Origin of the sequence: Falsibacillus pallidus (genome assembly GCF_003350505.1) — a bacterium.
Taxonomy (GTDB): Bacteria; Bacillota; Bacilli; order Bacillales; family DSM-25281; genus Falsibacillus; species Falsibacillus pallidus.
On record NZ_QQAY01000004.1, the window covers coordinates 1 to 22205 of the forward strand.

The window sequence follows — 22205 nt, forward strand, 5'->3', positions numbered from 1 at the left end:
ATCCCCAGCGGGGATAATATGGAGGAGCCGTATGCGATGACCCGCACGTACGGATCTGTGAGAGGCGCATGAATCATTCATGCGCCTACTCGATTTGATTTTCTATTCGAATTTCAACGCGTCGCCTTCAAATGGTTCATCAGCAACTTTAATGGAATCTGTTGGGCAGCCTTCAAATGCATCCATCATATCGTCAAGAAGGATATCCGGAACTTCCACGATTCCTTCATTGTCATCTAATGTGACAAAAGCGATACCTTCATCATCATAGTCATAAATATCAGGTGCCGCTGCTCCACATGCGCCGCATGCAATGCATGTATCTTTGTCAACAATCGTATATTTAGCCATAAGTACAACCTCCTGTAAGAATCTATATAATTAAAGCAAAATCATCTACATAGATGAAAAGAAAATGTTCTCCATCTTTCATTTTAAAGGTGATTGGGAAACTTTTCAATAGTTATTCTGTTCTAAAGCCTTGTCTGGTAAGGCTTTCTCGAAGATTATTCCCTAAATGGCTACAAAGAAAACCACCGAATCATGTCGATTCGTGTTAAAATGACAGTAATGAACGACAAAAGACCGAGGAGAGTAAACATGACTTTTTTTCAGGCGCTCATAGTGAAAAGTTTAATGGCGGTCAGGGATGAAAGAACAGTTTATTCTGTCTATCATATTTTAAAAGGAAAAAAATCTTCCCAATCTATCCAAGACGCCCACCTTTATTCCCTCCAACACCTTTTCCAACTATATCCCACATTAACAAGGAATGAATTTGATTCCGAATTAAAAAAACTGCAAAACGATAAGTCAATTATCATCAATGAGGATAATTCCTGCCGTGTACTTGATGCAGGTAAAAGTGCAGTCCAGGAAACTTTCCGCAATCTTGACCTTCCTATTTATGTAGAAGGGTGGAAACAACAGGATATCGCCATTACATTTTGGAAGAGAACCAGCCTCCTTGTTCAGGTCATGTCCCATTTGACGCGTAGACAAACCCATTATTATCCTATTCGCCGTGAAACCGAACTATTACTATGGGTTAAGGATTTTTTTAACAGGACAAAATTCTCCCGAGATGAATTAGCAAGAAAAGCATTTGAAGAGCTTCAAAAAATGCTTTCAGGACAAAATTTTGAAAATCCTTATGTTTTTGTTCTTCGTCTGACCGGAGCAAATAGAATAGGGTTTACCGCAAAGCAGGCAGCGGATGAGTTGAATATGGAACAGACAGAATATGAATTCCGATTTATGAATCTGCTCCATTTTATGATCGGCAAAATGAATGAAGAGCAAGATCAATTTCCCTTGTTAAGCAGTATATTAAGCGGCATGGATAAACATCTATCATTGACGAACTCGGCACGAACCACCTACCAATATCTCCTGAAAGGGAAAAATCTTGATGAAATCGCTGCAAGCAGAGGATTGAAATTAAGCACTATTGAGGACCATATCATTGAAATTGCACTCAATGTTCCAGGTTTTGAAATAGCGCCATATGTAAGTGAAGAGGAAAGGCATTCTATTGCGGAGCAGCTAATAAAAACGGGACAGAAAAAATTAAAGCCAATCAGGGATGCAGTGCCTTCGGCTACTTACTTCCAAATCAGATTGGTGCTTGCACAGCAAGGGGGTACAGCATGAGCCTTGAACAACATTTGAAGCGCTATTTCGGGCATGATCAATTCCGTACCGGTCAGAAAGAAATCATAACATCCATTATAAATGGAAAGGACACTTTGGCCATGCTCCCGACAGGTACAGGGAAATCCCTATGCTACCAAATGGCAGGCTACTTGCTTGAGGGAAGCGTTTTGGTTGTTTCACCGCTATTATCCCTGATGCAGGACCAAGTAGAGCAGATGAAGGCAATGGGTGAGAAAAGGGTCGTAGCCATCAACTCTTTTCTTTCTTATATGGAAAAGAAGACAGTACTCTCTAATTTGGACAAATATAAATTTATTTACATATCTCCTGAAATGCTCTCGAATCCTGAAGTGATCCCGTTTATCAGAAGAATCACACTATCCTTATTTGTGGTAGATGAAGCGCATTGCATTTCGCAATGGGGCCATGACTTCAGACCGGATTATTCATCGTTGGGAAATATACGTACTGAACTCGGAAGTCCTGTTACCCTGGCCCTTACTGCGACCGCATCTAATGAGGTGCGCAAGGACATACTCGGGATTTTGAAGCTGAAGTCTCCGGATTGCTGGGTTTTTTCTGTGGACCGACCCAACATTGGCCTGATTGTCCAAAAGGTTCCAAGCTTTCAAGAAAAAACCAACAGACTATTACAATTGGTCCACGACCTGCAAGGGCCGGGCATCATTTATTTTTCCAGCAAGAAAATCGCTGACGAAACAGCCATGCTGATCCGTCAAGAAAATAATGAGCGGGTTGCGGCCTACCATGGCGGGTTGGATCAAGAACAGAGAATCTTGATCCAGCAGCAGTTTCTTTATGGACAACTTGATATTATTTGTGCGACCAGTGCATTTGGAATGGGAATCAATAAAGAAAATGTCCGCTACGTCATTCACTTTCATATGCCGCCGACATTGGAATCATATCTACAGGAAATAGGAAGGGCAGGCCGGGATGGACAAGAAAGCATTGCAATCTACCTTTCTGCACCATATGATGATCAGCTTCCTGAACAATTAATAGAGGGGGAGCTCCCGACTGAAATTCAGATAGATGAATTCTATTCGAAAATCGCTTCAGGGATGGATTGGAAAGAATGCGAACTTTCTCTTCAGTTGACCGAAATCCAATCAAGGTTTCTCCTGCATTTCAAAAACCGCCGCCATGAATTGGATCATTTAGAGCTTGCTGAAGCTGTAAAAGACCATTGTCAGAATCGCATCACACAAAAATTAATGAAGCTGAAAGAATTGAATGCCTGGATGCAGTCGAGTGATTGCAGAAGGGCTGGAATCTTAGAATATTTTGAGGAAGATAAACAACCTTCAGTAGAAAAATGCTGCGACAATTGCGGATTAGACCTGCGCTATTATTTAAAAAGTGATGAAAAAGAAGAGGATTCCTCATCAATTGGAGACTGGGAATTGATATTAAAAAATATTTTATTGAATGAGACGGTGTAGGGTATGGAGAGGTTCAGGCAATCTGAAATCATAAAACAGTTGACAGCAAAACAGCTCGTTCGACAAGTTTATTACACTCAATTAGCCCTATTAACGATTTCCTTCTTTTTAGGTATATTTTTATTTGATCGATTTTCTTCCTTTGCTGATTTATGGAAGTTCGATTTTAAACTGGTTTTATTAGGAGTCTTAAATGGCGTGGCAGTAGTCGCTTTGGATGCAGTCATGATGAAAATCCTCCCCGATCGCTTTTATGATGATGGAGGAATTAATGAAAAGATCTTCAGCAGCCTTTCTTTTGGGGGCATTTTCCTCTTATCCCTTGTGATCGCCTTTTGTGAAGAATTTCTCTTTAGGGGGTTGATCCAGACCCATACCAATTGGTGGATAGCAGGGATAATATTTGCGGCTGTCCATATCCGCTATTGGGGGCACTGGTATTTAATAGTCAATATTCTTCTATTAAGCTTTTGGATCAGCGGCATTTATGAATTATCAGGGCATTCCATTGCTGCGGTGATGTCCATGCATCTTACTATTGATTTTCTATTAGGACTAATCATTCGAAAAAAAGCAAAGAACCAACAAGAAGAAGGGATATCAAATGAAAACTGAAATGTATCGAGATCAAGCAGCGAGGCTGCGGCAAAAATTAGATAAGGTCGAACATGAGGAAACGACCACGACAGTGAGTACATCGAAAAAGAGCCAATTGCCTCCGAGGTCAGAACATCACAGGCAGAAAAAGACCAAGACAAAATGGAAATTGAAATTTCCTTTGATTCGATTATTGCTCCTCTCTTTCGTTTTAGTTCCAATCACAATCTTTGGCCTATATACATATTTTGAAAAACACGACTTCAGTACACCAGCGATGGAAAACAGCGGCGGGGAAGAAATCAGATTCGAAACTTCAAACGGAGCTGAAAATTCAGCTGCTGATGAAGGGGATTCATCCAATATAGAAAAGGATGCATCGAATTCGTCTCGAAGTTCTCAAGATCAAGCGGATCCTCCTGCTGAAAAAGGGACTGCAGAAAATACTGGATCCAAAGAGGGAGCTGCGGAGAATCAGGAATCGACGCCAGCTCAAACAACCGTTCAGACGGACTCAAATGAACCTCCTGAATCCAATCAAAACATTCAAGTGGTGGAACATACCGTCCAGCCAAACGAAACGATCTTTCGAATTTCCATGAACTATTTTCACTCAAAAGATGGAATCGAAAAAATAAAAGAATTCAATAACCTGCCATCAAATGAAATAGAAGTAGGGCAAGTATTAAAAATACCCGTGCCAAAATAAGAGATGACCATATTCGGTCATCTTTTTTTGTACTAGCTTTCCGCTTTGGTTCATACATTATTTGTGGGAGGGGATCGGATTGGAATCTTCTATCATTATGCTTGATGAGCTTGCAGATCAAACGACGAAACAACTGCTTGAAAACGTCGTTAAGAGAAAGCGGAAATTTGATAAGTTGAAATGGAGGCATTTCCTCGTCATATGGACAAGCGTCTTCTATACACTCGCACTATTTTATTACTTATATAAATTTATCATGGTCAAGTATTCCTATTCATTTGCGGATATGTTTTCCGTCTTCATCCAGAAACAATCGGACTTATACTTGCTTCTCATCTCAGCTGCGCTTTTTGGGGCCGCCAAAATATTGTATGAAAAGAAAGAAAAAGCGGAGAAGGAATATCATGCACTCCGCTGCGAAATCATAGACCGGAGCAAAGACCTGTGGAAAGAAGAGCGGTGGAAAAGTAGACACAAAGTTTTTGAAATGATGAAAAAAGAATATGATATTAATTTATATCATGAGAGCAAATAAGAAAAGCGCAAGCACCTCGTTCAGCCCCGACCAGCATAAGACGGAACTCGAAGGAAATCCTGATTTCCGTAGAGATGCGGCTTATGACTCGAGGGGCTAGGTGCTGAAGCTGGACAGCACTTCACTCAGAATTTTTATACTTTCTTATCTATTAAATAAGAGAAGGGACTCCCTTCTCCTGGCTAGTATTTTCAGCTGTTTAAAATATTTTCTTCCTATCTCTTTCTTCCTTCAGGATTTCTACGGCTTCCCTGAATCGTTGAGAATGGATAATTTCCCGCTCACGCAAAAAACGAAGGCTGTCATTTAAATCAACGTCGTCGCTCAAGTTAATGATCCATTGATAGGTTGCCCTCGCTTTTTCCTCTGCAGCGATATCTTCATATAAATCTGCAATGGGATCGCCTTTAGCGGCTATATAAGATGCTGTCCATGGAACGCCGGCAGCACTTTCATAATAAAGTGCATTATCATGATTGGCATAATGCGCTGCCAATCCTGCTTCTTTCATTTGATCAGGAGTTGCATCCTTTGTAAGCTTAAATACCATCGTGGCAATCATTTCCAAATGGGCGAATTCTTCCGTTCCGATGTCGGTCAAGAGTCCAATGACTTTATCAGGAATGGAATACCGCTGGTTCAAATATCTGAGAGCTGCCGCCAACTCTCCATCTGCCCCCCCGTATTGTTCAATGAGGAATTTTGCTAATTTGGGGTTGCAGGATGAAACTTTTACTGGATATTGCAGCTTTTTTTCATAAACCCACATGTGAGAAGCCCTCCTTTCATCATACTTGCCATGGCCATGGCGCTTCTTTCCACTCCCAGGGATAATGTGAATAGCTGTAGCCGAAATTAGTCAATGCGCCAAACTGCTTCTCAAATTCCTTTTTCAGGTGCTTTCGTTCCTTAACAAAGTTATTGTACTGTTGGATGGCTTCATAATCGTCCGGATGCGTGTCGAGGTAAAGGGTCAATTCTACGATGACAAAATCCACTGCTTGAAGCTCTTCAAGCTTTGTGTAGTATTCCTCGGGAAGCTGTTTCACTGAGGGTCATCCCCCTTTACTCTTTCATATGGACTGTAGTACGGATCGTAGAAAGCTTTCCATAATGTTCCCGCCCGCAGTGCTTCTTGAGGAGTGAATTGCTGCAGGTTATTCGGCTGGAATCCCATATATAAATTAGGGGGTGTAGAATACGTTTTTACTCGGATTGGCGGGCAGGGATCAAAAGGACTGACATAGGGAGAATAGCTTTTATATCTTGAAGACATAAACATACTCCTCCTTTCTTTTCATCCCTTCATTTTATGGGGGGAATTATTGAATCATTCGTTTAATTTCAGGAATATTTCTTTAAAAAGAGGGATTTAAAGAGTTATGTTGAAATATAATTTCACAGTCTAATTTTTAGAAGAGGTGATTCAATGTTTGTAAAGAGTATCATGATTCCAAAACATCAGAGTTATGTCATCCAAAGCGATGATACAGCAGAAAAAGCCCTATCCTTATTGGAAGACCGCCAAGTGGATGGAATCCCTGTCTTGAATGGGGACAAATACGAAGGAATGATTACCCGCTTCACTATTTATAAAAGCTTTTTTGAATCAAATCATGGAAAAGAAGAATTTTTAAAGAATACGAAGGTCAAAGAAATAGCTACTCATCAAGAGAAGTTTCTGACGGGCGATGAAGTGTTTGAAGCTACCCTCTTTGACTTGAAGGATTTCCCTTTGTTGTCCGTTGTGGATGAACAGCGAAAATTCTTAGGTGTTGTCACCAGATCTGATGTAATGGATCAATTCCAAAGTGCTTTTGGCGGAAACCGGCCTGGAGTGAGGATTGCCTTTACTTCTGTCGAAACCGAAGGAAGAATTGCAAGGCTTGCAGAGATCATTCAGCAATTCCATGAATCTGTCATTTCCCTTGTAACTTTTGATGAAACGGATAAATTGGTCCGCAGGATTGTATTGAAAATCGAGAAGAAGAATAATATTGAAAAATTCATATCGAAATTAGAAAAATCCGGATTCAGGGTTCTGAATATCCACGAACAACAATAGGACTTCATTATTTTATTTGAAAAATATACTAAACATGGCCTCCCATATTACAATGGGGGGCTTTTCATTAGTATTCTTTTCTTTAAATCTCTGGATTGTGGTATGATTTCAATAGAATTTGCTCTTTTTTCCTAAAGGAGGTCCACATGATTTATCTTCTCTGCATCATCGCTGCTGCAGGTTTGATCTTATTGGTCTATATGCTGCAGGAAGCTTTTCAAAACAGGGTTGTTTTTCAAACCCTCACTTTTCCGGAATACCCTATAAATGCTGAACCATTGAATATTTTTTTTATATCTGATATCCATAGAAGGGCGATACACCCATCTATAATTGAACGAGTTCAAACAAAAGCAGATCTTGTTGTGATAGGAGGGGATCTCCTCGAAAAAGGAGTCCCTTTAAAAAGAATCAAAGAAAACCTGGCACTCCTAAAAAAAATTGCTCCCACTTATTTTATCTGGGGAAATAATGATTATGAAGTCGACCAGGCATCATTCTACAAGCTTTTACAGGAAGAAGGCATCAAGCCTTTAAAGAACGAAGCAGATTACGTATCATTTGGTATGGGGAAAGAGTTTTTCCTTCTTGGAATAGATGACTTGAACCAGCGCCAGGCAAGATTGGATGAAGCCCTCAGACAATGCACTTCGCCCGGATTTAGAATACTTGCAAGCCATAATCCAGCGATCATACATAAAATGAAGGATTATCCGGGACACAATATTTCATTGATTTTAAGCGGGCACACTCATGGCGGGCAAATTCATATCTTTGGATATAGTCCTTATAAGAAAGGTACATTAAAGAAGGCGGGGCCAATTGCTCAGTTGATCAGCAATGGGTATGGGACAACGGCAATTCCATTGCGGCTTGGTGCAAGACCTGAAACTCACTTATTGACCATTAGTCATGGAAATGAGTTTAAAGTTTACAGTGATTGACCATAACCTATACAAAGTTTACACAACATGATTCTTCCCTTATAATCAGGGAAGAATTTGTTGTAAAATGGCTGGGGGAAAGATTATGAGCAATCAAAATATCGGAAAATATAATATAAAAGCAGTCTGTACAATGCTCGGAATTCAAGCTGGTACACTCCGGGCGTGGGAAAGGCGATATAACATCATTGCTCCTGTACGGAACGAATCCGGTCATAGGCTCTATACAGAGCAGCATGTGAAAATACTCAAATGGCTGGTCAATAAAGTGAATCAAGGGTTCACAATCAGCCAGGCAATCGCCCTGCTCGATAAAAATGAAATTGAAAATGAGCAGGACATGGATGACAAAGGGACATTGAATTCAGATCAGCTTTCCGAAGAACTATTGCGAGAGCTAATGAATTTTAATGAAACAAGAGCGCAGGAACTCATAAATCGGGCATTTGCTGTCTATACAATGGATAAAGTGCTGATTGATATTCTTGCCGGACTGCTGGTCAGAATAGGGGACTTGTGGGAAAAAGGGAAAATCACCACAGCTCATGAACATTTCGCTTCTTCTATCTTAAGGTCGCGGATTGGAATATTGATGCACTCCTTCCCCCATAATGGAATCCTGCCAAAGGTAGTGGCCGTGTGCAGCCCGGGAGAGTGGCATGAATTGGGCCTCTTGATCTTTACCTTGTTTGTGAGAAGAAAAGGGTTTGATGTCATCTATTTAGGATCCAGCATTAAGGAAGAGGATCTTTTTGAGGTCCTGGAAACAGTCAATCCGAAATTTCTCTTTATGTCTTGTACAATGAAGGAAAATTTGCCGAGAGCATTGAAGCTTGTGGATACATTAATCCAAGATTATCCCGGGACGCATGTTGGAATCGGGGGATCGGCAGTCGATAGAATGGAAAAATCTAAATCTGACCAATACCAAGCGAATATACTTGGATTAGACAAGCAAGAATGGGACAGTTGGCTGAAATCCAAAATGGAATGATTGGGCAAAGACAATGAACCATCGAGTTCCGCCCTACATAGTATGTGTTATGAGCCATACTCAGGGGGCGGGGCAGAATGAAATCGGAGAGACTCTCTACAAATAAAATCAAATTTTCCATCACATTTGATGAACTTTCGGACAAAGGATTTCTTAAGGATGAATTATGGAAAGAATCGCTCATTTGGCATGAACTATTCGATGAAATGCTCGAAGAAGCCAAGAACCAATATGACCTTGAATTGGCTGGAGCGGTGTCAGTAGAGATTTTTTCTTTGACTTCAAAAGAAATTGTGTTGATCCTGACTTTGGATGCTTTTGACGAAGATTATTACGAAGAATGGTCAGATGATGAGGAATATGAAGACGAATCAGATGATCTGGAGGAAGAAGAGACTGATGAAACAGCTGTAAGACCCATAACATTTATCTATTCCTTCCCTACAATAGAAGAAATCATTTCGTATGGCATTAGAATCCAGCCAAAAAATGTGTGGAAAAGCAGTGTTTACCTTCATAACGAGTCATATTATCTGCTCTTGGAGGGCATTTCACCGTCGGATGCGGAAATGGCGAGGGCTTTATGTGAAGAATACGGCTGCGTTTCTAGATTAACCTCCGTATATCTAAATGAATATGGAAAGCCAATCATTCTAAATGAAGCAATTCAAATACTTAAGCACCATTTTAAATGAAAATATTATATTAGAATAATTAAAGAGTTCAAAAAGGAGCTCTTTTTTTATTTGAATCTTCTGTTAATGTTAACGCTTACAATATTTCTAAAAAAAAATATTTTTCTACTTTGCATAAACAGGGCAAAGGTGTATACTATGTCATGAAAGACGGACAGTGGTCCATTTTATAGGATTGATCGAACTAGGAGGGTTTACAAGAATGGTAGCCGAAAACGGTGCTGAAAACACACATAATGAGGATAAACACGATGTACTGAAATCAACGCAGACAGTTATCCATAACGCTTTGGAGAAGCTTGGCTATACAGAAGAAGTTTATGAATTATTGAAAGAGCCATTGCGAATGATGACAGTGAAAATTCCAGTTCGAATGGATGATGGGGCAGTGAAAGTATTCACTGGCTTCCGTGCACAGCATAATGATGCAGTGGGTCCTACCAAGGGAGGAATCCGTTTTCATCCAAATGTTACGGAAAAAGAAGTCAAGGCTTTATCCATTTGGATGAGTTTAAAATGTGGAATTGTTGATTTACCTTATGGAGGAGGTAAAGGCGGAATCATCTGCGATCCTCGTGACATGTCCTTCAGGGAATTGGAAAGATTAAGTCGCGGATATGTGCGTGCAATCAGCCAAATTGTAGGTCCAAATAAAGATATTCCTGCTCCTGATGTGTTTACAAACTCTCAAATCATGGCTTGGATGATGGATGAATACAGCCGGATTGATGAGTTTAATTCTCCTGGTTTCATTACAGGAAAGCCGTTGGTGCTTGGAGGTTCTCATGGACGGGAATCTGCCACAGCAAAAGGTGTCACAATCTGTATCAGAGAAGCTGCGAAAAGACGCGGAATTCAACTTGAAGGAGCCCGTGTAGTTGTACAAGGCTTCGGAAATGCGGGTAGTTTCCTATCTAAATTCATGCATGATGCAGGTGCTAAAGTTGTCGGTATTTCTGATGCTTACGGCGCACTTTACGATCCAAACGGTTTGGATATTGATTACTTATTAGACCGACGCGACAGTTTTGGAACAGTAACAAAACTGTTTAAAAATACAATTACAAATAAAGAACTGCTTGAACTTGATTGTGATATCCTTGTTCCGGCAGCAATTGAAAATCAAATTACTGAAGAAAACGCCCATAATATTAAAGCGAGCATTGTTGTCGAAGCGGCAAACGGCCCAACCACGCTTGAAGCGACTAAGATCCTATCGGAGCGCGGCATCTTGCTCGTGCCTGATGTCCTTGCTTCAGCAGGTGGAGTAACGGTCTCTTACTTTGAGTGGGTTCAAAATAATCAAGGCTACTATTGGACAGAAGAAGAAGTAGAAGAAAAGCTTGAGAAGATTCTTGTCAACTCTTTCGAGAATATCTACAACACTGCCCAAACAAGACGCGTTGATATGCGATTAGCCGCCTATATGGTTGGTGTAAGAAAAATGGCAGAGGCATGTAAATTCAGAGGCTGGATCTAAGCTATAGCAAAAAGCAGAAATGATCAGATCAAATCTGACTCATTTCTGCTTTTTTTAGTTGAAAAAAATCCATGAACTAAAATTGATCACCGTGCTTATCCTTTGCAACACAATGAATTATTCACTATCATATGATAGTGGCAGATTTTATAAAGAAACGTTTATGCCTTGCAATGGAAGGCTATTAGATAAGATGTGTGTGTTACGAGGAGTGAATGGAATGAATTTTGAAGACTGCATCATCATTGGTGGAGGACCCTGCGGATTATCTGCAGCAATTGAACTGCAGAATATCGGGAAGAATCCATTAGTGATTGAAAAAGGGAATATTGTAAATGCGATATATAACTACCCAACTCATCAAACCTTCTTCAGTTCCAGTGAGAAGCTTGAAATTGGCGATGTAGCTTTTATTACAGAAGAGCGGAAGCCAAAACGGAATCAGGCGCTTACTTATTACAGGGAAGTAGCGAAGAGGAAGGAATTAAGAATCAATCGCTTTGAGCAGGTTCTGCTTGTTGATAAGCAATCAGACGGGACGTTCATTGTCAAAACAAACAAAGATCAATATCGGACATCATACGTAGTGGTGGCAACAGGATATTATGACCATCCAAACATGATGAATATTCCTGGGGAAAATCTCGAAAAGGTTTTTCACTACTTTAAAGAACCTCATCCTTTCTTTGACACAGATGTGGTTGTCATCGGCGGAAAAAACTCTGCAGTGGACGCAGCACTGGAACTAAATAAGGCAGGAGCCAGGGTTACGTCTTTATATAGGGGAAGCGAATATTCTAAAAGTGTCAAGCCGTGGATCTTGCCTGAATTTGATGCATTGGCGAGGAACGAACAAATCAAAATGGAATTCAATGCTGAAATCATTGAAATAAAACCTCATTCAGTGATTTATTCTGTGGATGGAATAAGAAGAGAAATAAAGAATGACTTTGTGTTCGCAATGACCGGGTATCATCCTGATCACAGCTTTATCTCAGCTATGGGTGTCCATATCAATAAGGAATCAGGACGTCCGGATTATGATGAGGCAACAATGGAAACGAATGTTAAAGGGATTTTCATTGCGGGAGTATTGGCTGCCGGAAATAATGCGAACGAAATCTTCATTGAAAATGGACGTTTCCATGGCAGGAGCATTGCAGAAACAATCATGGATAGAGAAAAATAAAGAATGGGCTGATTTTCAGCCCATTCTTTTTAGTGAGTAAATATATCTCGTATTTCTTCAATATCCTTCGTGTGTGATAAAGCAATTAAGAGCTTCAATCTTGCTTTTTGCCCGTTGAGTCCATTGGAAAAGATGACTCCGTGATCCCTTAGATCCTTCCCGCCGCCTTCATATCCATAAATATCCTGAGCGATTCCATTGAAGCATCGAGACACAAGCACAACAGGGATATTTTTCTCTATTAATGCCTTGATTCCCTCCACCGAGGCAGGAGGAAGATTTCCTTGGCCTAACGCTTCCACTACAACTCCATCGTAATCAAGCTCTTTAATGGCATGGAATAAAGATGAATCAAGTCCTGCATATGCCTTGATCAAACTTACTTTGTTGGAGATGCCATTTATATTGTAGCATTCTTTATAGGTAGGAGAATGATGGAAAACAACTCCTCTTTTCGTAACAATGCCAATTGGACCGTACTGTGGACTTTGAAAAGTGGAAACGTTGCTTGTATGTGTCTTCGTTACATTTTTAGCGGTGTGAATTTCATCATTCAACACAACAAGTACACCTTTATCGATTGCATCTTCACTAGATGCAACCCTGATGGATGACATTAAGTTATATAAACCGTCTGCTCCGATTTCATTGCTCGATCTCATTGCTCCTGTAACGACAATTGGAATGGGAGCTTTAACAGTAAGGTCTAAAAAGTAAGCTGTTTCTTCGAGTGTGTCGGTACCGTGGGTAATCACCACTCCCTCAACACCGTGTGAAGAATACTCATTTTCTATTATCAGTTTTAGTTCCATCATCTCTCTTGGTGTAACATGCGGAGATGGAAGATGGAATGGCTCAATAACATAAAGCTCAGCCATGCTCTCCAATTGGCTTGTTTGGGCTACAAGAGGATTCTCGGAACCTGGAATGACTGAACCTGTGGGGTCTTCCATCATGGAAATTGTCCCGCCGGTGTGTATGACAAGTATTTTTTTCTTCATAGAAGTCTACCTCCAATAAGAGCTTTCCGGTATTCAGCTGACCGGTTGTGAAAATCTATTTTCATCCCTCATATTACATGATACGATTAAGGAAACAGAATGAAAAGAGGACAATGCTATGCTGATGGTTTTATCAGCTGGAATCGCGCCCGGTCTGGCAATTTTAAGTTATTTTTATTTGAAGGATCAATACGAATCCGAACCTGTTTTGATGGTCTTTAAGGCATTTTTATATGGGGCTGTCCTTACTTTCCCAATAATGTTCGTTCAATATGTTTTCAGTGTGGAAAACGTTTTTCATTTTAATTGGTCTAAGGCGTTTCTTTCAGCTGCATTGATGGAAGAATTTTTCAAATGGTTCATTTTGATTTTTACGATCTACCAGCATGGGGATTTTAATGAGCCCTATGATGGAATTGTTTACGGGGCAAGCGTTTCTTTGGGCTTTGCCACTGTTGAAAATATTTTATATTTGTTTGCGAATGGTGTAGAGCACGCGCTTGGAAGGGCGGTTCTTCCTGTCTCCAGCCATGCCCTTTTTGGGGTGATCATGGGATTTTATTTAGGAAAAGCTAAATTTTCTTCACAGGATAAAAAGAAAAAGTGGATTTTTCTATCCTTTTTTGTTCCTTTTCTACTTCATGGCTTATACGACTTTATCATTCTGACTGAGCGAAGCTGGATTTATTATATGATTCCATTCATGCTGTTTTTGTGGTGGCTGGGGCTTCGCAAAGTAAGGCAGGCAAAGGAACTGACAATAGAACATCATCAACGGAATGGGACCGCTCTTTAAGAGTGGTTCTTTTTTTGTATAAAATACCTTCAAGAACAGAAACTACATTTAATGCTAATACATCATTTGGAGGTTCAGGCAAAATGAAAAATGGCACTATTTCAAAGAAACTATTCGTCTGCATAGCTTTTTGCATATTGACTTTCCCCGTCGCGGCCAATACCCATTCTGCAAAAGCTTTTACTAATCAGGTCATCCAAAGAGGCGCTGTAGGTGATGATGTGATTGAGCTGCAAGCCCGTTTGCAATACATAGGGTATTACAAAGGGAAAATTGATGGTGTGTTCGGATGGGGCACCTATTGGGCGTTAAGGAATTTCCAAAGCGAATTTGGCCTTCCCATCGATGGGTTAGCTGGAGCGGAAGCAAAGCAAAAATTAGTGAAAGCATCAAAATACAATAAGGAATTTGTGAAGAACCAGGTTAATAAAGGAAATAAGTTTACGTATTACGGCGGGGTGGATGCCAACAAGCAAACTGCCGGAGGGAAGAAGGCTGCACCAAAAGGAACGGCGTCTAAAAATAAGCCTACGGCAGTCAATACTCCAAATGGCTATTCGCAAAATGACATCCAATTGCTCGCCAACGCGGTTTATGGAGAATCAAGGGGTGAGCCCTATGAAGGACAGGTGGCTGTGGCTGCTGTCATTTTGAACCGTATAGACTCTCCGTCGTTCCCTAACACGGTCTCAGGGGTTATTTTTGAACCAGGGGCATTCACAGCTGTAGCCGATGGGCAAATATGGCTGACTCCCAATGAAACTTCGAAAAAAGCAGTAATAGATGCAATTAACGGATGGGATCCTTCTGGAAGTGCGCTCTACTATTTCAACCCTGCAACAGCGACAAGCGATTGGATTTGGTCAAGGCCGCAAATCAAACAAATAGGGAAACACATCTTCTGTAAATAGTGAGGTGAAACATAATGATCAGAACGATATTAATAACAGTCTTAGCCATTGCCGTCATTGGTTCCGCTTATTGGGGGTATCAAGAACACCAAGAAAAGAACGCGATCCTTATCAATGCGGAAAATAACTATCAACGGGCGTTTCATGATTTGACATATCAAATGGATCTTCTTCATGATAAAATCGGGACCACTTTGGCCATGAATTCAAGGAAATCACTTTCTCCTGCATTAGCAGATGTATGGAGGCTGACGTCTGAAGCGCATGGCGATGTTGGCCAGCTGCCGCTTACACTGCTTCCTTTCAATAAAACGGAAGAATTTCTCTCCAATATTGGTGGATTCAGTTATCGGACGGCTATAAGGGATTTAGATAAAAAACCGCTCACAAAGGACGAATATGCCCAGCTTCAAAACCTTTATAAGCAAAGTGAAGATATTCAGGGCGAGCTGAGAAGGGTTCAGCATCTTGTATTGAAAAATAACCTGCGTTGGATGGATGTCGAAATGGCATTGGCTAATGGAAGGGAAAATGCTGACAATACGATTATTGATGGGTTCAAAACAGTAGAGAAAAAAGTGCAAGGATATGAAGAATCAAATATCGGCGGTCCGTCCTTTGTCAGTTATCAAAGCAGGGATGAAAATTATAAATATTTAAATGGGAAAGAAATAACTAAAAAGCAAGCTGTAGAAATAGCCCGCCGCTATACGCAGATGCCTAATACAAAAAATGTAAAGGTAACAGAGAATGGAAAGGGCTCAAGCTATGGATTTTATAGTGTGCTGCTCAAAAATGCCAAAGGCCAGGAAGCGAGCCTTGATATCACCAAAAAAGGCGGATATCCAATCTATCTTATACAAAACAGGGACATCAAAGACGTTAAAATCAGCTTGAACGATGCCTCAAATAAAGCGGCAGACTTTCTCAAGAAAAATAATTATAAAGACCTGGAGCTGTTTGAAAGCTCTCAATATGATTCGGTAGGAGTATTCTCTTTTGTCCAAACCGTCAAAGGTGTGAGAATTTATCCTGATGCAATCAAAATGAAAGTAGCACTTGATAATGGCCAAATCGTAGGTTTTGCAGCCCAGGATTTCCTTCAAAGCCATCATACGAGGAATATACCCGAAGCTGGAATTTCTCTTAAAGATGCGAAAGGCTACTTAAATCCTAAATTGAAAGTAATGGAACAGCGGAGAGCCATCATTATCAATGAGCTTGGGGAAGAAGTACTCTGTTATGAATTCATGGGTACTCTCGGCCATGACACGTACCGAATTTTCATCAACGCCAGCAGCGGTACGGAGGAAAAAGTAGAAAAATTACAAAATGCTGAACCGATCTATGAAGATATAGTAAAAAAAGGGGTCTGATAAAGAAAGGGGGAAAACCCCTTTCTTTTTTATATGGTGCTCGAAAATACCCGGCCAAAAAACTATAGAAAGTTTGCGGAATCCATGCAATAATGGAAAAAATAGCTTATTTTATAGTTTTGCTGGAAGGGGGAGCGATATGATAAACATTGGGGCAGTATTGAACTTGGAACCATTGCGGGATGGGCAGAAGGAAAAATATAAATGCAAGGTCCACGATATTCAAGGGACAAGGATTTATATCGATTACCCTGTGAATATTGATACAGATAGAACAGCATTTTTGTTGGATGGAATGCAATTAAGCGCCAGCTACATTCTGGAGGATAATGCGGTTTACCAATTTGAAACCGAAGTTCTTGGAAGGGCGAAAAAGAATCTGCCGATGATCATTCTGCATTATCCTGGTCCGGAAGAAATCATAAAGGTGCAAAGACGGCAATATGTCAGGGTGGAAACTTCTGTGGATGTCAATCTTGAATTGAAGCTCGATGGTCAAGAAGTGGTTCTTTCCTCGATTACAGAAGATATTTCTGCAGGTGGATGTGCAGTCTTGCTTCCTCAAGGACACAATGTGAAAAAAGGAATGACCGGCAAGGTTTTATTGGTTTTACCGATGCAGACAGGCGAATACCACTATCTGAATCTTGATGCAAAAGTATCGAGGGTCTGGGAAAATAACAGACTCCAGATAGCTTCCATACAATTTACTGATATTGAAAATCTTCATCAGCAGCTCTTATTCAGATTCTGCTTTGACAGGCAGCTCATCATGAAAAGAAAGCGTGTAATGAATTAAATCCAGCCTAAATAGATGGATAAATGTGAATAATACCCATTTTCCCTTCCATACTAATGAAAGAATGGAGTGGGAAAAATGGAAATGGTTGAAAGATGGATCATTAAATTAACTATCATCCAACTAATTGGATTGCTTGCTGCGCAATTATTCCTGCATCATTATAATTGGCTGCCGCAAATGAACAGGCTGCTCCTGTATGAGGGAGTGGAAAAAATGAAATACAGCGAGATTTTGGATGTTCTCGAGCCGCAAAGCAGGTAAATACCCTGCTTTTTTTAAATAGAAAATGATTTTTTTGCGTTTTATGATAAAATAATGGTTGGTTAATTAGTGAAGTTAATGAAAAGAATAGGTGGATTTTATGGAGAAAAAAATTAGTATCGCTATTGATGGACCAGCTGCTGCTGGCAAAAGTACAGTCGCAAAGATTGTTGCAGAGAATTTTTCTTATATTTATATAGATACTGGTGCCATGTATCGTGCACTTACCTATCATGCATTGCAGAATCAAATTGATTTGATGGATGAAAAAGCGCTGGTGGAAGCACTGGGCAAGATAGAGATTTCTTTGAAGCCGGGAGAAAATGGACAGCTTGTTTTTATCGATTCCCAAGATGTCACGAAAGAAATCCGATTTTCCGACGTGACCAATCAAGTGTCCATCGTTGCCAAGCATGGTGGCGTCCGGAGTGAAATGGTCAGAAGGCAGCAAGATTTCGCAACAGAAGGCGGAGTAGTGATGGACGGAAGGGATATTGGAACTCATGTCCTTCCGAAAGCGGAATTGAAGGTATTCTTACTTGCGAGCGTAGAGGAACGAGCAAAGCGCCGCCATGAAGAAAATCAAGCGAAAGGCTTTGATTCCGACCTTAACACTTTGATGCAGGAAATTGAAAAGCGCGATCAGCTGGATTCGGAACGTGAAGTTGCTCCTTTGAAAAAAGCCGATGACGCTGTGGTAATCGATACAACTTCATTGTCCATTGGACAGGTAGTTGAAAAAATTACAGATTTGGCACAAGAAAGGATTGGATGATGGTGACGTTTTACGATTTTGCCAAAGGGGTGGTAAGCTCGGTCTTCAAACCCCTATACAAAATTGAAGTTATTGGTGCAGAGAATTTTCCGAAAGAAGGGGGAGTTCTGCTCTGCACAAACCACATTCATAACTTTGACCCGCCTGTAGTGGGAATTTGTACACCCCGCCCGGTCAGCTTTATGGCAAAAGAGGAATTGTTTAAGGTACCCGTATTGGGAAAGGCTGTAGGGAATTTGAATGCTTTTCCTGTCAAGAGGGGAATGAGCGACCGGGAAGCACTTCGTAAAGGTTTAGCCGTTTTAAAAGAGGGGAAGGTTTTAGGATTATTTCCAGAGGGTACAAGAAGTAAAGATGGTAAATTGGGAAAAGGTCTTGCTGGAGCCGGATTCTTTGCTTCAAGATCTGAAGCGTATATTATACCTTGTGCCATCATTGGTCCTTATAAAGCATTCCGAAAGCTGAAAGTGGTATTTGGGCAGCCGATTGACATGACAGAATTAAGGGAAGCAAAAAAGTCGGCTGATATCGTGACGGAAGTCATAATGGCCCATATAAATGAATTGATAGAAAAACATCAATAATAAGCGTCATTACTTGACAAATGTCTTTATTTGTTAGACCTTTATAGTAGGTATTATTTTTTAGAATAATGCGATTTTTGCATTATCGATAAAGATGGTTAATTAGGCCGATGCTACAAACGTTGTGTCATCGGACACGATAAGCAGCCTATTCATCATCATTACCTTTGCATATTTCAGCAGTTGGACTAAGGAGGAGTACATATGGCAGATGACATGAATCAAGTTGAAGTAAGATCCTTTGCAGAAGGTGATAAAGTAAAAGGCACTGTAACAAAGGTCGAAGAGAAACAAGTTCTTGTTGATATCTCAGGCAGTAAACTGGATGGAATTGTTCCGATCAGCGAATTGTCGAGTCTTCATGTGGAAAAAGCTTCCGATGTTGTCAATGAAGGCGATGAGCTGGATTTAATCGTGACTAAAGTCGAAGAAGAACTATTAGTCCTTTCTAAGCGTAAAGTAGACGCTGAAAAGGCTTGGGATGAAATGAAGCAGCGCTTCGAAGAAGGAAAAGTATTTGAAGCAGAGGTCAAGGAAGTCGTAAAAGGCGGTTTGGTTGTCGATCTAGGAGTAAGAGGGTTTGTGCCCGCTTCCTTGGTAGAAGACCATTTCGTTGAAGATTTTACAGACTATAAAGGCAAGACACTGACATTTAAGATTGTTGAACTTGATGAAGAGAAAAATCGACTGATTTTATCTCATCGTGCTGTTATTCAAGGAGAAAAAGAAGAGAAGAAAAAAGGCCTGCTTGAAAAACTGGAAACGGGGCAGATTATTGAAGGAAAGGTTCAGCGTTTAACGGATTTCGGCGCTTTTGTAGATATTGGTGGAATTGATGGTCTTGTTCACATTTCCCAATTATCTTATGAGCATGTGGAAAAACCGTCTGATGTTGTTTCTGAAGGGGATACTGTAAAAGTAAAAATTCTTTCTGTTGACCGCGATAATGAGAGGATTTCCCTATCCATCAAAGAAACACAGCCTGGACCATGGTCAAATCTAAGTGAAAAAGCACCAAGGGGTCAGGTACTGAAAGGTACTGTTAAAAGAATCGTTTCATACGGTGCTTTTGTGGAAGTCTTCCCTGGTGTAGAAGGTCTCGTTCATATTTCACAAATTTCCCACAAACATATTGGTACTCCGCATGAAGTCCTTACGGAAGGACAGGAAGTTGATGTTAAAGTCCTTGATGTTAACGAAGCGGATCAGCGTCTTTCATTAAGCATGAAAGAATTTGAAGATAAGGCGGATTTTGAGGAAAAGTATGAATTGCCTGAAGAAAACACAGGTTTCCAGCTCGGTGAAATGATTGGAGATAAACTAAAAGACTTAAAATAATGGTGATGTGAATTGACAAGGGCTAAGCGCAAACTGGAGCATATAAAATATGCACTTACAACAGGAAATAATGGTCAGGCAGGATTTGCTGATATACACTTTGTACATCAGAGCCTTCCTGATCTTTCATTGGATGACGTCACCTTAAATACGGTCATAGGCGAACTTTATTTAAGTTCGCCTCTTTTTATTAATGCCATGACTGGTGGTGGCGGGGCTAAAACACAGGAAATCAATGAACAGATCGCCATTGCTGCGCGGGAAACAAATACTGCCATGGCTGTAGGCTCTCAGATGGGAGCCATAAAAGACAAATCAGAAAGACCTTCTTTCGAGATTGTTCGAAAAGTGAATCCAGATGGTATTGTCTTTGCCAACTTAGGAAGTGAGGCAACGGTTGACCAAGCGAAAGAAGCAGTTGAAATGCTCAGGGCTGATGTTCTGCAAATTCATTTGAATGTGATTCAGGAATTAACCATGCCTGAAGGCGACAGAGACTTTAAAGGGGCCTTGGAGAGGATTCATGCCATTATAAGTTCTGTCGGCGTTCCAGTGATTATAAAGGAAACTGGTGCTGGCATTAGTATGGAAACTGCAAAAAAATTGGCTTCTGTGTCACCATTTGCGATTGATGCAGGCGGATATGGCGGGACGAATTTTGCTGAAATTGAAAATTCCAGAAGGAAAAGAATATTGGAATATTTTAATGAATGGGGGATCCCTACTGCTGTTTCTGTAGTTGAAATTACTCATGGGGCGCCTTCTATACCTGTGTTAGCCTCAGGAGGCATCAAGGGCGCTGATGACATATTGAAAGCAATTAGCCTTGGGGCTTCTGCTGCCGGGATGGCCGGCCCATTGTTAAAAACCTTAATGCAGGATGGTTTGGATGCTTTAATCTCTGAAATCTCTGAACTGAAGGAAGATATGAAGGTCATGATGTGTGCGCTTGGCCGTCCGACAATCCAAGAACTGCAAATGGCCCCGGTTATGATTTCAGGGGACTCATTCCACTTTTTAAAGCAGCGTGGAATTGATACAAAAAAATATAGTCAAAGAACATAATTAAAGGAGGTCGTCTTGAAAGAAAACGACCTCCTTTTTGTATGCCCAAATCAGCCGCGCTGCCTGTTTCTTGCTTCTTCCGGGCCTTCTAGTTTGGAAGAACCTTTATAATGTAGAGCCTGATCACGATCTGATTCCACGGTCTTGCCTGCTTTTAATTTCTTTTCTTGTCTGTCTTTTCCCATGCTGCACCTCCTATGAGTAACTTTTCCTAACAAATAATCTCTATTCATGGATAAACTTTTCTTTTCTTTACCATAATGGTACTGAAAGGATGGTGGATTATGGATGGAAGGGGTTTATTTTTTGTGGCTATTATGGATTGTTTGGATATGGAGTACTTTTTTTATGGAGAAGCATGCACCAAGAAGGTTTTCCTTGTCAATTTTAAGCCTTGGTACAATTGCGGTATATCCATATGTGATTGACATTTCAACTCTTTCAATCCAAGTTGCTGCCATTGTCATCTTTCTGTTTTGTATGATAGAACTTACTTCTTATTCCCTGCTTGAAAAATTGAAATTGCTTATATACAGCCTTACCATCTGCGCAGGTACAGGCGGGTTCATGCTGATGAAAATATTCGATCCGGTGTGGGTGATCTTTGACCCCAAATGGATGCTTTCACTATTCCTATTTTTTCTCATTCAAATGATGACTCCAGGCGATTTAAAGAAGAGCATGCTGTCATTATACCTTGGCCTGTTTTTTGGGCATGCCGCCACTGCTATCCTTTTAAATCAATGGGGAATGAATATGCCGATAGGCTCGCCTGAAATACTGGATGTCGCAGCTTATGTAAGCACCATTTTTCTGGCCATCGAAGGAATGAAAGTCATCTCTGGATACTTTGAAGCCAAACAAAATATCGGGAAGGGAAAACAGGGCTAAATACGGATTCTTATTGCCTAGCGGGGAGATTATTGATAATATATATAAGTTAGACCCTTCTAAAGAGAAGGGTTT

27 protein-coding genes are annotated in these 22205 nt (G+C 40.5%); 21 read left to right on the forward strand and 6 right to left on the reverse strand.

Annotated elements, in window-relative coordinates; all coding sequences use genetic code 11:
* Positions 1 to 102: 102 nt before the first annotated feature.
* The gene (locus tag DFR59_RS08890) at positions 103 to 351 is read right to left on the reverse strand and encodes a ferredoxin (RefSeq protein WP_114745281.1); all 249 of its coding nucleotides are present in this window, start codon (positions 349 to 351) and stop codon (positions 103 to 105) included.
* Between the two features lie 249 nt (positions 352 to 600).
* Between DFR59_RS08890 and DFR59_RS08895 the strand changes: the two genes are divergently transcribed.
* From DFR59_RS08895 to DFR59_RS08915, 5 genes are all read left to right on the forward strand, one after another.
* A complete protein-coding gene (locus DFR59_RS08895) occupies positions 601 to 1653 on the forward strand; it encodes a YpbB family protein (RefSeq protein ID WP_158538359.1) in 1053 nt (350 codons plus the stop codon).
* The gene (locus DFR59_RS08900) at positions 1650 to 3122 is read left to right on the forward strand and encodes a RecQ family ATP-dependent DNA helicase (RefSeq protein WP_114745283.1); all 1473 of its coding nucleotides are present in this window, start codon (positions 1650 to 1652) and stop codon (positions 3120 to 3122) included. The genes DFR59_RS08895 and DFR59_RS08900 overlap by 4 nt, the downstream gene beginning before the upstream one ends.
* Positions 3123 to 3125: 3 nt before the next feature.
* Positions 3126 to 3737, forward strand: a complete 612-nt coding sequence (locus tag DFR59_RS08905) for a CPBP family intramembrane glutamic endopeptidase (protein ID WP_114745284.1) — start codon at positions 3126 to 3128, stop codon at positions 3735 to 3737.
* On the forward strand, positions 3727 to 4428 hold the full coding sequence (locus DFR59_RS08910) for a LysM peptidoglycan-binding domain-containing protein (protein ID WP_114745285.1): 702 nt from the start codon (positions 3727 to 3729) through the stop codon (positions 4426 to 4428). The genes DFR59_RS08905 and DFR59_RS08910 overlap by 11 nt, the downstream gene beginning before the upstream one ends.
* A gap of 79 nt (positions 4429 to 4507) precedes the next feature.
* Positions 4508 to 4963 carry a DUF2663 family protein gene (locus tag DFR59_RS08915; protein WP_245948425.1) on the forward strand — a complete coding sequence of 152 codons (456 nt, stop codon included), beginning with the start codon at positions 4508 to 4510 and terminating at the stop codon, positions 4961 to 4963.
* Positions 4964 to 5162: 199 nt separating this feature from the next.
* Here DFR59_RS08915 and DFR59_RS08920 read toward each other — a convergent pair whose 3' ends face one another.
* From DFR59_RS08920 to DFR59_RS08930, 3 genes are read right to left on the reverse strand one after another with little or no spacing between them, the layout of a single operon-like run.
* Positions 5163 to 5732 carry a manganese catalase family protein gene (locus DFR59_RS08920; protein WP_114745286.1) on the reverse strand — a complete coding sequence of 190 codons (570 nt, stop codon included), beginning with the start codon at positions 5730 to 5732 and terminating at the stop codon, positions 5163 to 5165.
* Positions 5733 to 5751: 19 nt separating this feature from the next.
* Positions 5752 to 6012 carry a spore coat protein CotJB gene (locus tag DFR59_RS08925; RefSeq protein ID WP_114745287.1) on the reverse strand — a complete coding sequence of 87 codons (261 nt, stop codon included), beginning with the start codon at positions 6010 to 6012 and terminating at the stop codon, positions 5752 to 5754.
* Positions 6009 to 6239, reverse strand: a complete 231-nt coding sequence (locus tag DFR59_RS08930) for a spore coat associated protein CotJA (protein WP_114745288.1) — start codon at positions 6237 to 6239, stop codon at positions 6009 to 6011. Before DFR59_RS08930 ends, DFR59_RS08925 begins: the two co-directional genes overlap by 4 nt.
* Before the next feature lie 153 nt (positions 6240 to 6392).
* On the opposite strand from DFR59_RS08930, the gene DFR59_RS08935 reads away from it, so the two are divergent.
* The 6 genes from DFR59_RS08935 to DFR59_RS08960 all read left to right on the forward strand — a co-directional run bounded on the left by DFR59_RS08935 (position 6393) and on the right by DFR59_RS08960 (position 12330).
* Entirely contained in the window at positions 6393 to 7028 is a 636-nt protein-coding gene (locus DFR59_RS08935) for a CBS domain-containing protein (protein WP_114745289.1), read from the forward strand.
* Positions 7029 to 7174: 146 nt separating this feature from the next.
* Positions 7175 to 7972 (forward strand): metallophosphoesterase, encoded by a 798-nt coding sequence (locus DFR59_RS08940; protein WP_114745290.1) that lies wholly within the window; start codon positions 7175 to 7177, stop codon positions 7970 to 7972.
* 85 nt (positions 7973 to 8057) lie between these two features.
* Positions 8058 to 8966, forward strand: a complete 909-nt coding sequence (locus DFR59_RS08945; RefSeq protein WP_114745291.1) for a MerR family transcriptional regulator — start codon at positions 8058 to 8060, stop codon at positions 8964 to 8966.
* 77 nt (positions 8967 to 9043) lie between these two features.
* Positions 9044 to 9661, forward strand: a complete 618-nt coding sequence (locus tag DFR59_RS08950) for an adaptor protein MecA (RefSeq protein WP_114745292.1) — start codon at positions 9044 to 9046, stop codon at positions 9659 to 9661.
* Positions 9662 to 9863: 202 nt separating this feature from the next.
* On the forward strand, positions 9864 to 11141 hold the full coding sequence (locus DFR59_RS08955; protein ID WP_114745293.1) for a Glu/Leu/Phe/Val family dehydrogenase: 1278 nt from the start codon (positions 9864 to 9866) through the stop codon (positions 11139 to 11141).
* A gap of 220 nt (positions 11142 to 11361) precedes the next feature.
* Complete coding sequence (locus DFR59_RS08960) at positions 11362 to 12330, forward strand: YpdA family putative bacillithiol disulfide reductase (protein ID WP_114745294.1); 969 nt, start codon at positions 11362 to 11364, stop codon at positions 12328 to 12330.
* A 29-nt stretch (positions 12331 to 12359) separates the two neighbouring features.
* Here DFR59_RS08960 and DFR59_RS08965 read toward each other — a convergent pair whose 3' ends face one another.
* Entirely contained in the window at positions 12360 to 13331 is a 972-nt protein-coding gene (locus DFR59_RS08965; RefSeq protein WP_114745295.1) for an asparaginase, read from the reverse strand.
* Positions 13332 to 13449: 118 nt separating this feature from the next.
* Between DFR59_RS08965 and prsW the strand changes: the two genes are divergently transcribed.
* The 9 genes from prsW to fni all read left to right on the forward strand — a co-directional run bounded on the left by prsW (position 13450) and on the right by fni (position 21239).
* Positions 13450 to 14127, forward strand: a complete 678-nt coding sequence (prsW, locus tag DFR59_RS08970) for a glutamic-type intramembrane protease PrsW (protein WP_114745296.1) — start codon at positions 13450 to 13452, stop codon at positions 14125 to 14127.
* An 83-nt stretch (positions 14128 to 14210) separates the two neighbouring features.
* A complete protein-coding gene (gene sleB / locus DFR59_RS08975; protein WP_114745297.1) occupies positions 14211 to 15038 on the forward strand; it encodes a spore cortex-lytic enzyme in 828 nt (275 codons plus the stop codon).
* 14 nt (positions 15039 to 15052) lie between these two features.
* Positions 15053 to 16414, forward strand: a complete 1362-nt coding sequence (ypeB, locus tag DFR59_RS08980; protein WP_114745298.1) for a germination protein YpeB — start codon at positions 15053 to 15055, stop codon at positions 16412 to 16414.
* Between the two features lie 139 nt (positions 16415 to 16553).
* Positions 16554 to 17213, forward strand: coding sequence for a flagellar brake protein (locus DFR59_RS08985; RefSeq protein ID WP_114745299.1), 660 nt, complete (start codon positions 16554 to 16556; stop codon positions 17211 to 17213).
* A 78-nt stretch (positions 17214 to 17291) separates the two neighbouring features.
* Positions 17292 to 17477, forward strand: a complete 186-nt coding sequence (locus DFR59_RS08990) for a DUF5359 family protein (protein WP_114745300.1) — start codon at positions 17292 to 17294, stop codon at positions 17475 to 17477.
* A gap of 100 nt (positions 17478 to 17577) precedes the next feature.
* Positions 17578 to 18252 carry a (d)CMP kinase gene (gene cmk, locus DFR59_RS08995; protein ID WP_114745301.1) on the forward strand — a complete coding sequence of 225 codons (675 nt, stop codon included), beginning with the start codon at positions 17578 to 17580 and terminating at the stop codon, positions 18250 to 18252.
* Complete coding sequence (locus DFR59_RS09000; protein WP_211318541.1) at positions 18249 to 18836, forward strand: lysophospholipid acyltransferase family protein; 588 nt, start codon at positions 18249 to 18251, stop codon at positions 18834 to 18836. Before cmk ends, DFR59_RS09000 begins: the two co-directional genes overlap by 4 nt.
* A 204-nt stretch (positions 18837 to 19040) precedes the next feature.
* Positions 19041 to 20174, forward strand: a complete 1134-nt coding sequence (rpsA, locus tag DFR59_RS09005; RefSeq protein ID WP_114745302.1) for a 30S ribosomal protein S1 — start codon at positions 19041 to 19043, stop codon at positions 20172 to 20174.
* 12 nt (positions 20175 to 20186) lie between these two features.
* Complete coding sequence (gene fni / locus DFR59_RS09010) at positions 20187 to 21239, forward strand: type 2 isopentenyl-diphosphate Delta-isomerase (RefSeq protein WP_114745303.1); 1053 nt, start codon at positions 20187 to 20189, stop codon at positions 21237 to 21239.
* Positions 21240 to 21289: 50 nt separating this feature from the next.
* Here fni and DFR59_RS09015 read toward each other — a convergent pair whose 3' ends face one another.
* On the reverse strand, positions 21290 to 21424 hold the full coding sequence (locus DFR59_RS09015) for a YpzI family protein (RefSeq protein ID WP_114745304.1): 135 nt from the start codon (positions 21422 to 21424) through the stop codon (positions 21290 to 21292).
* Between the two features lie 103 nt (positions 21425 to 21527).
* On the opposite strand from DFR59_RS09015, the gene DFR59_RS09020 reads away from it, so the two are divergent.
* On the forward strand, positions 21528 to 22130 hold the full coding sequence (locus DFR59_RS09020) for a YphA family membrane protein (RefSeq protein WP_114745305.1): 603 nt from the start codon (positions 21528 to 21530) through the stop codon (positions 22128 to 22130).
* Positions 22131 to 22205 lie beyond the last annotated feature (75 nt).